The sequence below is a fragment of the Shouchella tritolerans genome (genome assembly GCF_025770735.1).
GTDB classification, from domain to species: domain Bacteria; phylum Bacillota; class Bacilli; order Bacillales; family Bacillaceae_D; genus Shouchella; species Shouchella tritolerans.
The window spans coordinates 429,003-444,071 of record NZ_JAODPB010000003.1 but is presented as its reverse complement, the minus strand read 5'-3'; the positions used below and the strand labels follow the sequence as shown (position 1 = coordinate 444,071).

General features: G+C 45.9%; 15 protein-coding genes. 5 read left to right on the top strand and 10 right to left on the bottom strand.

Annotated elements, in window-relative coordinates; genetic code table 11:
* Nucleotides 1-177 precede the first annotated feature (177 nt).
* The 5 genes from N6H06_RS12485 to N6H06_RS12465 form a co-directional block, all read right to left on the bottom strand.
* Nucleotides 178-798, bottom strand: a complete 621-nt coding sequence (locus N6H06_RS12485) for a hypothetical protein (RefSeq protein ID WP_263706913.1) — start codon at nucleotides 796-798, stop codon at nucleotides 178-180.
* 205 nt (nucleotides 799-1,003) lie between these two features.
* The gene (locus tag N6H06_RS12480) at nucleotides 1,004-1,624 is read right to left on the bottom strand and encodes a hypothetical protein (RefSeq protein ID WP_263706911.1); all 621 of its coding nucleotides are present in this window, start codon (nucleotides 1,622-1,624) and stop codon (nucleotides 1,004-1,006) included.
* Nucleotides 1,625-1,650: 26 nt separating this feature from the next.
* Complete coding sequence (locus N6H06_RS12475; protein ID WP_062748409.1) at nucleotides 1,651-3,222, bottom strand: T7SS effector LXG polymorphic toxin; 1,572 nt, start codon at nucleotides 3,220-3,222, stop codon at nucleotides 1,651-1,653.
* Between the two features lie 14 nt (nucleotides 3,223-3,236).
* Complete coding sequence (locus N6H06_RS12470; RefSeq protein ID WP_062748411.1) at nucleotides 3,237-3,503, bottom strand: YwqI/YxiC family protein; 267 nt, start codon at nucleotides 3,501-3,503, stop codon at nucleotides 3,237-3,239.
* A gap of 14 nt (nucleotides 3,504-3,517) precedes the next feature.
* The gene (locus N6H06_RS12465; RefSeq protein ID WP_062748413.1) at nucleotides 3,518-3,907 is read right to left on the bottom strand and encodes a DUF5082 domain-containing protein; all 390 of its coding nucleotides are present in this window, start codon (nucleotides 3,905-3,907) and stop codon (nucleotides 3,518-3,520) included.
* 275 nt (nucleotides 3,908-4,182) lie between these two features.
* On the opposite strand from N6H06_RS12465, the gene N6H06_RS12460 reads away from it, so the two are divergent.
* Nucleotides 4,183-6,864 (top strand): DEAD/DEAH box helicase family protein, encoded by a 2,682-nt coding sequence (locus N6H06_RS12460; RefSeq protein ID WP_263706908.1) that lies wholly within the window; start codon nucleotides 4,183-4,185, stop codon nucleotides 6,862-6,864.
* Nucleotides 6,865-6,928: 64 nt separating this feature from the next.
* Here the strand turns inward: N6H06_RS12460 and aroD are convergent, their stop codons facing one another.
* The gene (gene aroD / locus N6H06_RS12455) at nucleotides 6,929-7,699 is read right to left on the bottom strand and encodes a type I 3-dehydroquinate dehydratase (protein WP_062748416.1); all 771 of its coding nucleotides are present in this window, start codon (nucleotides 7,697-7,699) and stop codon (nucleotides 6,929-6,931) included.
* Nucleotides 7,700-7,835: 136 nt separating this feature from the next.
* Here aroD and N6H06_RS12450 point away from each other — a divergent pair, with 136 nt between their 5' ends.
* Nucleotides 7,836-8,348, top strand: coding sequence for a GNAT family N-acetyltransferase (locus N6H06_RS12450; RefSeq protein ID WP_263706906.1), 513 nt, complete (start codon nucleotides 7,836-7,838; stop codon nucleotides 8,346-8,348).
* A 183-nt stretch (nucleotides 8,349-8,531) separates the two neighbouring features.
* On the opposite strand, the gene wrbA is transcribed toward N6H06_RS12450, so the two are convergent.
* On the bottom strand, nucleotides 8,532-9,146 hold the full coding sequence (gene wrbA, locus N6H06_RS12445; protein ID WP_062748418.1) for an NAD(P)H:quinone oxidoreductase type IV: 615 nt from the start codon (nucleotides 9,144-9,146) through the stop codon (nucleotides 8,532-8,534).
* A gap of 106 nt (nucleotides 9,147-9,252) precedes the next feature.
* Here wrbA and N6H06_RS12440 point away from each other — a divergent pair, with 106 nt between their 5' ends.
* On the top strand, nucleotides 9,253-9,705 hold the full coding sequence (locus N6H06_RS12440) for a VanZ family protein (RefSeq protein ID WP_263706902.1): 453 nt from the start codon (nucleotides 9,253-9,255) through the stop codon (nucleotides 9,703-9,705).
* 219 nt (nucleotides 9,706-9,924) lie between these two features.
* On the opposite strand, the gene N6H06_RS12435 is transcribed toward N6H06_RS12440, so the two are convergent.
* From N6H06_RS12435 to N6H06_RS12425, 3 genes are all read right to left on the bottom strand, one after another.
* Nucleotides 9,925-11,034 (bottom strand): NAD(P)/FAD-dependent oxidoreductase, encoded by a 1,110-nt coding sequence (locus N6H06_RS12435; protein ID WP_263706900.1) that lies wholly within the window; start codon nucleotides 11,032-11,034, stop codon nucleotides 9,925-9,927.
* Between the two features lie 91 nt (nucleotides 11,035-11,125).
* Nucleotides 11,126-11,764 carry a DUF2306 domain-containing protein gene (locus N6H06_RS12430; RefSeq protein WP_062748424.1) on the bottom strand — a complete coding sequence of 213 codons (639 nt, stop codon included), beginning with the start codon at nucleotides 11,762-11,764 and terminating at the stop codon, nucleotides 11,126-11,128.
* A 22-nt stretch (nucleotides 11,765-11,786) separates the two neighbouring features.
* A complete protein-coding gene (locus tag N6H06_RS12425; RefSeq protein WP_213029326.1) occupies nucleotides 11,787-12,821 on the bottom strand; it encodes a DJ-1/PfpI family protein in 1,035 nt (344 codons plus the stop codon).
* 212 nt (nucleotides 12,822-13,033) lie between these two features.
* Between N6H06_RS12425 and N6H06_RS12420 the strand changes: the two genes are divergently transcribed.
* Nucleotides 13,034-13,717: a response regulator transcription factor gene (locus N6H06_RS12420; protein WP_062748428.1), complete on the top strand. Its 684-nt coding sequence runs from the start codon at nucleotides 13,034-13,036 to the stop codon at nucleotides 13,715-13,717.
* Nucleotide 13,718: 1 nt separating this feature from the next.
* Nucleotides 13,719-15,035 (top strand): sensor histidine kinase, encoded by a 1,317-nt coding sequence (locus tag N6H06_RS12415; RefSeq protein WP_062748430.1) that lies wholly within the window; start codon nucleotides 13,719-13,721, stop codon nucleotides 15,033-15,035.
* The last annotated feature ends 34 nt before the right edge of the window (nucleotides 15,036-15,069 follow it).

The following is a 15,069-nucleotide window of genomic DNA, read 5'->3' as shown; positions in this document are numbered from 1 at the left end:
CTGTTTTGATTGTCTTTTTGAGCCGAGGCGAGTTATGGGAGAACAGAATGCTAAATGTCTTTAAAAACACCATCCATCGTTATTTTCAAGATGATTAGATGGAGTAAAGGGGAAGTAATCTTCCCTCCAACACCTCCATTTTAACTACGAGCAATTGCGCTTTACGTTTCCCTTTTTTTACAAGCCAAACATATTAATGATCCCAACTAATACAAGAAAATACCAGATACCCAGAAGCAGCGTTATCGGCCTCTGAACATAGAAAGGAAAACGGGATAATAGATTTTGAATTTCGGCATTCAATCCGCAGAAATAGATAGCTATATAGCGAAAACCCTCACTCCATACCGTTTTCGACTTGTCAAACGCATTCGCTGCATAAAACGTCAACACATAACTCGGCATAATGAGGGATAAAAAACTAAACGAACAATTAACCATAAGAAAAACTGCTAAAATTCCTGACGGAAAAGGAAGGCCTCCATCAAAATCTGCATACCAAGTTACGAGCGTAAAAAACAGCAGGGCAGGAGCAAGAAACCATAAACTTTTAAGAAACCCTTTAAAAGTAAATACGTTCTCTCTTTCTTCCGGCTCTATTTCTACTGACTTTTTTGTATGGAAGCCATCAATAAAGGCGAGCAAAAAAATGCCTGGTTGAACAAACATGAAAATTAAAATCCAAGATACAAACGGGTCGCGCCAATACAAAACATTGGTCAGCAAAATGAATGTCATAATAAGAAAACACAGTTGACCTTTAGCCAACGTTTTTAAACTCTTGCGGATGGAAAACATCTAGTACGCTCCTGGTTTAGAAAACTATTCTCCGTTTGGGAGATCGCCAATTCACAATTATGTTTTTTCATTGCAGACCAAATAATAATTAAGGCATCTTAAAAGTCTGCCACGATTAAAGCACTGTTACGAAGGAAGGAGAAGTCTTTCACTTAAGGAAAACCTTTAAAAACAGACCGATTCCCTCTTTCTCCCCCTCAATCTCTTACCAACCAAACAACGATCCAATAGATATATAAGCAAAGATATACCATATACACAGAAGAAGTGTAATCGGCCTTTGAATGTAAAAAGGGAAACGGGACAATAGATTTTGTATCTCCGCATTTAATCCAGAGAAATAAATAGCTATATAGCGAAAACCCTCGCTCCACGCAGTGTTTGCTTTGTCATACGCATTCGCTATATAAAACAGAACCACGTAACTTGGCACAAACAACGATAAAAAATTAAAAAATCCATTTACCAGCAAAAACCCTAATATTAATGCAGAAGGAAAGGGCACAACAGCCTCACGGTCAAGATGCCCCATCGTTAATGTCATAAATATTAAAACAGGAGCGAGCAACCATAAACTTTTGAGAAACCCTTTTAAGGAAAACACACTCCCTCTTTCCTCCGGTTCAACTTCAACTGTCTTTTTTGTACGAAAACCATCGACAAAGGCAAGCAAGAAAATGCCCGGCTGGATTAACATTAGAATTAAAATCCAAGATGCTAGTGGATCACGCCAATACAATACATTAATTAGTAAAATTAATGTCATAATAAGGAAAACCAACTGCCCCTTGGCCAACGTTTTTAGACTTTTTCGAATGGAAAACATTACAATCTCCTATTATTTGGAATGAACTATTTAAACCAGCTGGTAACAAATTTTTTGGCACTATTAACGGTATCGCCGATATTGTCTGCCACCTTTGAGGCCGTCTCCTTTATTTTATCAACACCCTTGTCTATTTGTCTTCCTACCTTCTCTCCCAAATCCTTCACTTTTTCATCCAAAGCGATCGACCCGATAATTCCAACTGTCGCCCCTACTGCCCCGCCAATGACTGTGCCTGGTCCTGGCAGGATCATGGAACCGATTGCTGCTCCTCCTGCCGTTAGCCCAGCAACACCAGCATCCATCGCGAACCCAGCCGCTACTCTGCCAGTTTTTTCCGCGGCACTTTTCTCTTTATTTTCATCCTTAAATGCTTCCATTACATTGCTTCCAGCTGACACAATCGTACCTACATAAGGCACGCGCTTAAACGTATTGACAAATGTCTTTTTGGCTTCTTTGGCTGTTGCTTTTAGGTCCGGTCTAGCAACGTATTGTTTCGCTTTCGTTTCGTTGATTGCCACGCCGGAGGCATTTTTTCGAAACAACCGAGTAAATGTTACAGAGGATTGGCTCGGATCTACATTGACTAGTTTTCTCAAAATGTTGGTCGGTTGGTTATTGAGCCTGCCAAGTTCCTTGAACAACTTAATCGGTGAATTTTTATTGCCGAATTTGCGCATGATCGAGTTTAGGCCTGCTGCTAACTTTGAATTGTAGACGCCGTTTTTCTTTACCCAGTCTTGATGGTTTTTAACGCGGAAAATGCCGTTGCCAGCTTTTTCAAACTTTAATTTTCCCGAGGCAATAACGGCAAGAGCGCCAATGCCTTTGGCAACATCCATCCCTTTATAGAAGGTGCCTGCTGTACTAAACCAATCGGCGATTGCCCCCATCAGTGTTGGGTCTTCAATGGAAGCAAGCTCCATTGCTTCTGACCACATATTGTAATAGACGTCGTTTTCTTTAAAATAACGGTCAATTTCTTCTTGTACAGCTGGGGAAGCAATTGGCCCTCCTGTCGTCCAGTTAATGACCTTTTCAGTTGACTGCATTAATTCTGTTAACGTCGCTTCGGCTTCGTTGGCGAGGTTGATGTTTTCTGCATCTAGTTCTTCAAGACGATCGGCTGTGTCTTGGGCATGTTGTTTTAACGTATCTGCCCATGCTTGCACGCCGTCCATCGTGAATGTGCCTGTATAGACTAAGTCTTGGATAGAGGCGCACGCACTGTTAATTGCCTCTGTGCTCGCTTCGGCATTTTGTTTGATGCGGTTAATGCCATTTGGGATTGTTTCTGTTAAAAAATCTTGGCGAAGCAACGCGTTGCTTGCTTCGAAGTTTAAAATATTGTTTTTCATTTTCCCGAGTTGCTCGATGTACTGTTCAAGATAGGTAACGAAAAAGCGGAGCGCCGGCAAGTGCAGCTGTGAAAAATGATTTTTAATCGCTTCTCCCCCTTCTCCTTGGAGCGAATGGAGATTATGGATTTTGCGAATACTTGATTCCACCGCTTCTAGCTGGGCAATGTCTTCTTTTTTCGCATCAACTAGCTTATCAATGCCATTGATTACTTCCTGGACATCTAATACTTTCATCTCTTAGGCTCCCCTTACCCTTGGTTTGCCAAGGCCCTGTCCGTCTCACCGTACACTTTAATAAGGCGCTGGCTTTCCTGTTCCATTTTGTTTAGTGCTTCCATGTACGCTTGTATTTGCGCTTTATAACTGTCCTCTATTTGATTGACTTTCTCAAGAAACTCGAGTAACGATGTCGCCAGTTCGATATTCGCCTCTGTTGGCGTAAAGCCATTTGCAGCATTGGCGACATTTTCAAATACTTCGAGCGCTTCGGCTTCGTTCACTTTAATTTCTGCCATCGTTTTCCTTCACCTCATTGTTTTTGCAAGCGCTTGAACATCGACACTTGTGCTTGTTTTGCATCAATTAATCGGTAGCTGTTTTCGATACTGCTTTGCAAGTCGCTTATTTTTGTTTCAATCGATGAAATGATGTCCTCAAGATGGTCTTGGGAGTGTTGATAAGACGTTTCCAAATAAAATCGTTTGCCGTCATGGTCGTTGGCCTCATTTCCACGCCAAGCATCATAGCTTAATTCTGGATCTTGGAGATATGTCTTGTCTTGGTGAAGAATGTTCTGCTCTTCTATTAATGTGCTCTTTGCTTCCTGGAGCCGCTTCACATCTTGTTGGGCAGATGCAATATCTCCCCGAAGCGAACTCACTTCCTGCTGGAGTCGTTGAATGCTCATTGAATAATCCATTCGTATCCGTCACCTTCTACCATTTTCCATATACAACTAGCATAAAAGACTCTGGCAGGATGTTCAATATACCAATAGCCCTAACCACGCCTAACAAAAGCAAAAATTTGAACGAAAAAGATTCTTATTACCTAGTTCTATCGTTCAAATCACACATTTTATCTAAAATGAAGGCCAACTAGCTCCAAACGTTTATGGTGATCCCCTCTTCTACTAGCTTGTTTATTCCTGGTAAACTACTACTAGTACCGTTTTAGTAGACTGGGGGAATCAACGTGAACGAATTTCCACAATCGATCCAATTTTGTTATCGATGGCGTACGTACCAAAAAAAGATCTTAGCGGACATGGATGCCCTTCTCCAAAACCAACGCGTCCATCTCGTTGCGCCGCCAGGCTCTGGCAAAACCGTTTTAGGGCTTGAACTAATGGTGCGCTTAAACAAACCTACGTTTATATTGGCTCCGACAGTGGCGATTCGCAACCAATGGGCGGAGCGATTTCTAGAGCTGTTCTGGCAAGGCGATGAAACGCCGGATTGGATCAGTACAGACATCCGCCAACCTGCTTTTGTGACGATTGCCACCTATCAAGGACTGCACAGCCTTTGCAGTCTGGAAGAGGATGGAGGTTTTGATGGGGACGACGTAGACATTGCCACTGAACAACAAACGGAATCACTAGGGGGAAAAGAGAGGAAGGAGGCATACAAGCGCTTGCTAAACATGGGCTTTCAAACGTTGATTGTCGATGAAGCCCATCATTTGCGTGCCGCTTGGTGGAAAAGCACGATCGATTTTCGGCGCTCTCTTGTCAAGCCAACGATTGTCGCACTAACTGCCACTCCACCTTACGACGTTTCCCAAAAAGAATGGAAAAACTATATTGATCTGTGCGGGCCAATTGATGCAGAAATTCACGTAGCCGAATTGGTCAAAGAAGGGGACCTCTGCCCTCATCAAGATTATATTTATGCGACAACGCCAACGGCGAAAGAAGCCGCGCCTCTCCTTGCGTTTCACAACGAAATGAAGTCATTTATGCAGCAGCTTAAAACCGATAAAGCGTTTATTTCGTTTGTAGAACAGCACCGTTACATCACTGATCCAGCAAACCAAGCCCAAGAAATGCTCGCCAATCAGGCTTACTTCTCAAGTTTGCTTATTTTTTTGCATGCATGCAGTAGCGAAGCGTGGAAACAGCCGGCAAAATTGGCTGGCTTGTATGAAAAAAACATCCCCCCTTTTGAAGAGGAGTGGGCGGAAGAGCTTTTAAACCATGTGCTGTTTAAAGATGCCGAAATTGATGAAAAGCAGTCGCCATTAAAGGAAATTCGACAACATTTACAGCGAATTGGCGCGATCGAGCGTAGAAAAGTCACGCTTCGTTCTACGAAAACGTTTGACCGTTCTCTCGTCAATAGTCTATCCAAGCTTGATGCCATGACAGACATTGTTTCTTTTGAAGCAAGCAAGTTAGAAGACAAGCTCCGCCTTGTCATTCTCGCTGATTACATCCGCCTTATTGATTTGCCTAAACACCCAGGTGACGAGCAACCATTAACGCGATTAGGGGTCATCCCGATTTTTGAGCAGCTCCGTCGGCACATCGATCCGAAAATAAAACTAGCGGTCCTGACTGGCTCGACTGTTATTATCCCGGCTTCAGCTAAGAAACGAGCCGAAAAAGAGGCCAAAAAAATAGGGTTGGAGCTCAAACTGCAACCGTTGGCCCACGATCTGAATTACTTATTGATAAGCGTTGATGACAACACACGCGCCAAAATGGTGAGCATCATCACCGCTGTTTTTACAACTGGCGACATTCACGTCCTAATCGGGACAACGGCGCTGCTAGGAGAGGGCTGGGACGCCCCTAGCATCAATACGCTTATTATGGCATCCTATGTCGGCTCATTCATGTTGTCTAATCAAATGCGCGGCCGGGCGCTGCGAATTGAACGAGGCAACCCGAATAAAACTGCTAATATTTGGCATATGGTTTGCATAGACACGAAACAGTATGATGGTGGTCATGATTGCCTCTCGCTCCAACGTCGCTTTAAGTCGCTAATCGGCCTTGGCACAGAGCACGATATAATTGAGTCAGGCATCAACCGCCTTGCTTTTCCTAAGCCACGGTATCGCCGCCGTTTATTGAAAGAGTCAAATGAAAAGACATTTGCCTGGGCAGCAAATCGGCAAGTACTTGCCGACCGTTGGAGAAAAGCGGTTGCAATGGAGGGAAGGCCAACTGAAGAAATAAGCGCCGATCCTCGTTCTGTTCCTCGACCACTTTGGTTTGGAACAACATTAAAGGCGATGATTGTGATTGGCTTTCTTACTTTATGGCAAGGCATAACCGTAGAACGGCCTTCCAATTATAGCAGCCAAGCGGAGCAGATGTTTTACTTACTTTATCCGATTGTGCTGAGCGCCATTTTTGCAGCTCCATTTTTTTGGAAAGCGATTCGGATTTGGTGGCGCAATTCGACGATTGAAAAAAGCATGGAGAGTGTTGGGGAGGCCCTTTATAAAGCACTGCATCAAGCGGGTATTGTCGAGACTCCGTGGGAAAAAGGTGCTATCTCCACCAAAGAAGTAGGACACGGCACCCTCGAATGCTGGCTAAAAATCGGGACAACGTATGAGAAAACAGTCTTTTTAAAAGCGCTCCAAGAGGTGATTGATCCGATTGAAGATCCTCGTTATCTTCTATACCGGCAGTCAAAGGCCCATTTCCGCACGCGCAAAGACTATTTTGCCGTCCCAACCGAACTAGGGCGCAAAAAAGCCACTGCTGAAATGTTCCACCGTGAATGGAAAAAACATCTTGGCAAAGCAGAACTTGTTTACACCCGTAGTTTTGGAGGCAGGCAATTCCTGTTGCAAGGACGGGTAAAAGCGATGTCAGCTGTATTTGTGCCTCGCTCTGAACGAATTAGCGCTTGGCGGTAAGCAAACGGAGCCCGTGCCACATGGAGCAGGACGGGATCTTTTAGTAGAACAGCAATAAGCACGTTTATTGCCCAGTTACATATCGGTCGATGACATCTAAAACAACACGAAGCTCCTCAATCGGCATTTGTCCAGGAGCAGAGCTATCATTGGCGATCGCAAACGTAAGTGCTGAACCACAAGCGCCGCCTGCCATTCTTGACAATGTGCCTAGACGGCCCATGGCCATGGTGATGACTGGAATTGTCAGTGTGGAGGCGGCTTTTTGCGTTGCCTGCATCAAAGTGAGCACATCGGCCATTGTCTGGGGCATTACTGCGACCTTGCCTACATCGGCTCCATATGCTTCCGCTTCTTGCAATTTTGCCAATATGTCCGTCTCAGAGGGCGTGCGCTGAAAATGATGATAGGATAGAATCAATTGAGTACCTGTTTCATTAGCAACGGCTTTAAGTCGCGCCTTTTCGGCTTCCGGGCTGCTAAGCTCTACATCAACTACGTCGACAAGCCCTAGCTTCATTACTTGCTCATAGAGCCCTGTCACTTCCTGTTCGCTAATTGAGATCGGTTCGCCCCCTTCGCGGACGGATCTGCGTGTAAACAAAATCGGGATCCCTTGGCTGTGCGCCTTTAAAAGGGCAGCAGTCTCTAGGACGTCCTCGGTCTCACCAATGTGTTTATAAAAATCGACTCGCCACTCTAGAAGATCTGGCTTTTTAGCAGCGACAGCGTCGATTTCTTCTACCAGCGCTGCTTTTGTTTTTCCGATTAGTGGCGCACAAATCAATGGCCTTTGTGGCGTAGGCCCGTCTGTTTTTTGAATCGGTTTGCCCATGCAAACACCCCTTTATCCCATTTGGTGAATCGGCAAGAGACTTGTTCCAGCTCACAATGCCTTTATTTTTGCGCTTTAAAGGAGCACTGTCAACCTTTTTTCTTATCTCTTTTATGGCGCCAAACAGGAAAACGCTGTGCTTGCAACGAACTCACCTGTAGCTCCAAACAGAAAGGCGCTGATGATGTTGAGTGACATGCTCGTCCCGTTATATAGCCTGCCTGACGAAACATTCGTTTCAAAGGAAATCACCATTAGACGCGCACTCGCCCCAGAGAAAACAATAGTGCTTAAATGGGTCAAATCCCATTTTAGCCAAGGCTGGGCCGATGAATGCGATGTTGCTTTTAGCCGCGCTCCCGTTTCTTGCTACCTCGCTGTAAGCGGCGAGGAGCTCCTCGGCTTTGCCTGCTATGATGCAACGCTTAAAAATTTTTTTGGGCCTACTGGCGTAAAAGAGGACGCCCGTGGCCAAGGAATCGGAAAGGCGCTATTGCTCCGCTCTTTCCATGCCATGCGTGAATCCGGATACGGCTATGGCATCATCGGCAGCGCTGGACCAGTGGATTTTTACGAAAAAGCGCTTGGCGCGATCGCTATTCCGAACTCAAAGCCAGGGATTTACAAAGGCATGCTTAGGCAGAAGTGAGAAGGGCTTCGCGAAGCGCCTTCACGACGGATAGCAGCGGTAAAGCGAAATGGAAATGAGACTAGTCACGTCGCTGTTAGCGACAGTAAAAAACCGCCCTCCCATCCAAAGGCGGTTTTTTCTGTCGGCACATCATCGCTTCCTCGTTGTTTGCCTATAGCTGGCAATCGATTTCTCTCAGTTTCAAGTTTGCAAGCCTGTAACAATGGCTTTAGCGACTGCGACTGTCCGTTTTGCTTGCTGTTTGACAGCCTGTTCGACGTCTTCTATTTGATTGCCGTCTTGGTCAATTGTCACGCTCGTGCCGTAAGGATTGCCGCCTGAAGTGAAAGCACTTTGGTCCGTATAACCAGGCGCAACAACAATTGCACCCCAATGGTACATCGTTGTATACACAGACAAAATCGTTGCTTCTTGACCGCCGTGTGAATTAGAGGCAGAGGACATGGCGCTTACTACCTTGTTAGCGAGTTTGCCTTGTGCCCACAAGCCGCCGAGCGTATCAAAAAATTGTTTAGCTTGTGCTGGAAGAACGCCAAAGCGTGAAGGCACGCTAAAGATATAGGAATCAGCCCATTCCATGTCATCTGGTGTTACTTCTGGCACATCTTTTGTCGCTTCCACATGGGCACGCCAGGCTGGATTGGAGTCAATCGCTGCATCTGGAGCAAGTTCAGGAAACTTCAATAAGCGCACTTCTGCCTCTTCTTTTTCAGCTGCCTCTTTTGCCCATTTTGCCAATTGATAGTTTGTACCGGTTGAACTGTAATAGATGACCGCTGTTTTTACATTTGCCATTTTCAAACCTCCTTTTTCTTTATTATATACCCATTTATCTCGAATTTAATATACTTATTTTCATTATATGATAAAATAAATGAAACAGTAGGAAAGGCAGACTTTTATGCGCAACAAGGCAATTCTTTCATGGACAGCGACGATTTTGTGGATGGCTACGATTTTTCTTCTCTCCCATCAGCCCGCAACCGATTCTTCACAGTTAAGTTTGGGTGTACTTGACTTTTTGTTGCAGTCACTATCGGCGATTTTGCCACAGGTAGAAATGCATGCCGATATTCTCCACACAGTTGTCCGCAAAGGTGCCCATTTTGGCGCTTACTTTATTCTTGGTATCCTCATGCTAAATGGTCTTCGCCAAGTTGGCAGCAAGGGGGCGGGAGCGGCGGTCTTGGCGCTCTGTATATGCTTTTTGTATGCCATCACCGACGAAATCCACCAACTCTTTATCCCAGGACGCAGCGGCCAATTTACCGATGTGCTTATTGACACAGCTGGGGCGGCGGCAGGCATAGGCATATTCTCGCTCATCCTCCACTTTTTTTGGAAAAAAACGTGAAATAGAGCGAGCTGCCTCCCACAGCTCGCTTCAGACTGTAGACAAACGCTCACATACGTCGTCGTTTGCCTCACTCATATGCTCATGAACCCACGTTCTATTCGCATCTTCCCTCGCCTGCACTCCTCGTCTGACAAGCGTTTTCTATCAGCCTGAGGGCGGTTATCGACTTTGTCGACAACCTCGAGCGAGCTGCCTCCCACAGCTCGCTTTGTTTAATTAAAACTTCCGCAATGGATCGTATGGAGCTAAATCAATAGTTGGCTCCTCGCCAACTGCCAAAGCGGCGGCTAACGTCCCCACATAGGGCCCCATTGTCAGACCCGATGCTCCAAGCCCTGTTGCGATCACTAGCCCTTTTAATGCTTTTACTTTGCCAAGAAGGGGCTTTAAGTCTTTGCTGGCTGGGCGAAAGCCAATTCGGACTTCACGTAGCGAACCTTCGCTAAGTCCAGGGGCGACAAGGAGTCCTTCATCGAGTACTTCATAGACGCCGCCTGCCGTTAGGCGGTAATCAAACCCTGATCCAGTTTCTCTCGTTGCCCCAATCACGACTCGGGCATCATCAAAACAGACTAGATAATGGCTCGTTTGCGGAAGGACGACTGGCCATTTCGACGTATCATACCCTTCCATGCCAATGTGTGCAATTTGTCCTCTTTGCGGCTCGACTTCTATGGTAATTCCAATAGACTCTGCCAATTGTTTCGCCCATGCCCCTGATGCGGCAATGACCGTATCCCCTTCATATACGGTCCCCTCTATTTCCACGCCGCAAATGGTTTTTTCCCGGTATAGAAGGCGCGCTTCACCCTCAACTACTTGTGCACCATGCTTTTTGGCAGCTCGGCACAAGGCGTCGCGTAGCAACCGTCCGTCAAGGCGGGCGGCTCCTTCGACATAAACGGCTTCTAGCCCTTCTCTTAGCGGCGGGAATAACGTCTTCGCCTCACTATAAGACAACCGTTTAATTTCGCCTACTTCTGGGGTATCTTGTTTCCTTTGACGGGCCCGTGCTTCCATTGCGACAAGCTCGCTTTCCTCTTCATTGACACCTAGCGCTCCGACAAAAGCAAAACCAACATGCTCCTCACCATCTTCTTTCAGCCTTTCAATCAGCTCTGGATAGTAAAGTGCTCCGTTGCGAGCGAGCCTGTACCAATCAGGATCGTCTGTTTTCGAGATCCATGGACAAACAATGCCAGCGCCTGCGGCCGTTGCTTCTCCTTTAAAACGTTTATCGACCAAAATAACGTCTTCCCCTTTTCGGGCTAGATGATAAGCTGCGCTTGCTCCTACTATCCCAGCTCCAACGACGATCGTTGTCATTTGCCTCCCCCTTGCTCCTATCGCTTTTTTATTAGTCTATCATTTCAGTTTCAGCGATGTAAGATAAAGAAGAAAACAAATACAGTTTTTGCTATGAAGTCACTTGCCAATCGCCGATCAAGCGGATGACGATAGCAGGAATAATGAGCAGCACCAAAATGGCGCCATAAACACCGATTGTGTAGCTGATCGTATAATCAAGACCGAATCCTCGGTTCACAACGGCAGTGATTAAGTGAAGGACCATGTTCGTAAAACAAAAGGCGTAACTGCGGATCATCCAGTTGCGATGCTGAATGATCCGTTTCTTTTTAATCTGGACGAGGGCGATCACTGTTATAAGCAACCAGATGATATTAATCGTATTAAAGCCAATGCTGACGATTTTGCCTCCTGTTGCGTATGGCGCCATGTAGCCAGACGTGAGGACAACAATAAGGACAGACACGAAATAAAGGTAACCGTTTAAGCGGTGGAACTTGCGGCTTTTGGCAAAGACACGCTTTGAAAAGTTGAGCAGCCCTGCCGCCATCGCAACACAGGCAAATGCCACATGAATGTACATTACGTTTAGCCAGACCGGTACATTTAGCTCTCGTGTAAGCCCAGTTTTGTGACTTAAAAAATTTTCTGCTTCTGGATCAATCATGTAATTGTATACGACCGCATAAACGATAAAGGCAATACTGATGCAGACGAGTAGCCGAAAGAACATTTTCCGTTTATTCATATATAATAAACCCTCATTTTCGTTATAAAATCCGTTTCCCAGTCAATTTTGACGCAGGCAGCACACCAGCCTTAGCGGTACCTACCATTTTGTTCCCGTCAACACTGACTTCAAATTTTAAATTTAAGCGCATCGGTTTCGTAATTGGCAGTGACCAAGTCAACTTATTGTCTTGAATGGCGGGATTGACGAATTCGACCGTTTCCTCTCCTTGTATTGCTTTGCCACGGATCGTCGTCTGGTCTGTCGAGATCGAAAGTCTAACATCCAGTTTGCCAACTGGCGTTGTGATTTCTGTGGCCCAATCGCCATCGAAGACAGACGCTTGTCTAGATTGGTGATGCATGGCGCTATCTGTATGTTCACCTTTATTCGCTGTACCGATGTCATCGTTCTCTGCCTGCGCAGTATCCTTACGTGGGACAAGCCCTACGTCGCGCCAAACCGTTCCCCTCCGCTCAAATTCAAATAGTTGCTCAACCGCATGGGCGATGCGAGGGCCAAGTTCTCGTTCCACAAGATAGAGGGCGACATCAAGTCCCGAAGTGACACCACCGCCGCTTACGAAATTGCCATCATCGACGACACGTGCTGGGACAGGTGTCGCGCCAGTAGCAGCAAGCGCATCCATGCCTAGATGATGTGTAACAGTATACCTGCCTTCCAGCAAGCCACCCATCGCTAACAACAGGGAGCCGCCGCACACTGCAGCGATGACAATATCTTTCTGGTTGAGTGCATGCTCAACCATTCCGGTCAATTCTGTATTCATAGCCCGGCCTAATATCGCCGGGATTGAATCAGGTCCATCGCCATCAACAGCGCCGGCTGCGCCAGGGACGAGAATGATTCCTGGACGTGTCGGGTCCAGTTTTTCCTTTGCTTCGAGTAGGACGTCGTTGACGCCGCTCTTCACAGATCTTGCTCCTTCAGCGGTCACAAATTCTACGCTGAGATTGTCTTTGACATTCATTGAAGCTGCGTGAAAAACTTCATAAGGGGCAATTGCATCCAAAAGGTCGAATCCATCGAATAGAACAATTTGTATCGATAACATCATCGTGCCTCCTCAACATCCATTTAAGTTAACAAACTGGGCTCCTTGCACTGAAAACGATGGGAACTGCTTCGATACAAATCATAACAACGAATACTCTCAAATGACGTTAGAAAAAGGTCACAAAACGATCAACAACTGATCACAAAATAGGCGTCTGCATTGGCTTTGACCAAAAAAATGATAAACTAAAGTGCAAAGGTGGGAAGTTTATGAATGCAAAGACCATACTCGTTGTCGACGATGACCAAAGTATTGCCGATTTATTAAGGGATTTCTTGGAAAACGATCATTTTCATGTGTTAACCGCATCCAATACAGAGGAAGCATTGACGGCTTTCCAGCAAAGCGCTGTCGATTGTCTGATCCTTGATATCATGATGCCTGGAGAAAATGGATTTGAGTTTTGTCGCCGGATTCGCGCAAAAAGTGACGTTCCGATCTTGTTCTTGAGTGCACGCAGCGCTGATGTCGACAAAATTCGCGGCCTGACACTCGGAGGCGACGATTATATTGTAAAAACAGCTTCGCCTGGAGAGATTGTTGCCAGAGTGAAAGCCGTCCTACGACGCTCTGCTTCAACTCAGCCACCAACTGAAACGATCTTGGATTTTGGCCGCCTTACGTTAAATCTGACAACTCGAGAACTTGCCGTGGACGGGAAAAACGTTATGCTCACACCAAAGGAATATGAACTGTTGCGATTATTTTTAGAACACCCAAGGCATGTTTTTTCCTATGACCAACTTCTCGATAAGCTGTGGGATGGCGTGGGCGATAAACATACCGTTCGCGTTCATCTAAGCCGCCTTCGCGAAAAAATAGAAGCTGACCCGAATGACCCTCAATATGTTGTGAACGTATGGGGAATTGGGTATCGCTTCGAGGGAGGATAACATGCCCACATTGCGGGTCCGTACATTTACAGTACTCTGTTTTTTCTTCATTCTATCATTGCCGTGGATTTTTTATGTGACAGCACACTTCATGGAAACAAAAACGTTCCGCTTCTCTACACCTGATGAAAACTTACAAAGGCATGTTACAGAGACGATTCAGTCGATCGAAACAAATGCAGACAACTGGACAGACGTCAATTGGCAACGCCAACTAGAAACCCAACTGCAGCAAGCTAATCTGGAAGTCGCGATTCTGTCCACGTCTGACCAGGAAATGTATCGCTCTAATCCAGAAAGCAGCAATTGGTTTTCGTCAACAGAACAATTCTCGCTCATCGAGGACGGCGAGTCACTTGGCAAAGTGGTCATTTACGTGCCAAACTCACGAACCGGTCCAACCATTTCGGCCATAGTTGGATTTTTGCTCGCGATTATCATTGTTGGCATCGCCTTGCGAAAGTTCTTTCTTCGACCGCTCGAAAGAATGGGTTGGGTCGCTCGAAAAATTGCCGACGGAGATTTTGATGCACAATTGCCAATGTGCAGGATAACAGAGATTGCCGATGTAGGCGCTGGATTTGAAGCGATGATGAAGGGACTGCGGACATCCCAGCACAAACAAATCGCACTGGAAGAAGAACGACGCTTCATGATTGCAGCGATTGCCCACGATTTGCGAACGCCGCTATTCGCGTTACGGGGATATTTAGATGGGCTGGAACAAGGCATTGCTAAGTCTCCAGACAAAATAACAAAATATGTGACGGTTTGTAAGGAAAAGTCAAGGCAATTGGACAGACTAGTAGAGGAGTTGTTTACCTTTACAAAGATGGAGTATATGGAACAGCAAAAAAATGTTCATCCAACCGACTTAAAAGGTCTTCTGCAACAGACGATTGACAGCTTCCGTCCACTCGCGGAACAAAAACACATCTCGATCTCAACAGATTTTGAAGATAGCTGCATGCTTCCTGGCGACAGCCACTTACTAGAACGTGCCTTGAACAACCTGTTCGATAATGCCATTCGGCATACGCCCACAAGGGGCAATGTGTTTGTCCGCTGTTATAGAGAAGACGCTAAAGTCAAGTTTTCTCTCAAGGATACAGGGCCAGGCTTTTCGTCTGAGGAATTAAAGCGTGTGTTTGAACCTCTCTTTCGTGGCGAAGGGTCGAGAAACCGTGCCACAGGAGGAAGTGGGTTAGGATTAACGATTTCCCAACGAATTATAAGACAACATGGGGGCGAACTGGCCGCCGAAAACGACCCAGACGGCGGGGCGCTCATCAGTGGTTGGCTGCCTGTAGGGGATTAACAAGAAAAGAGGAACACTTCGTTTGCAAAGCGTT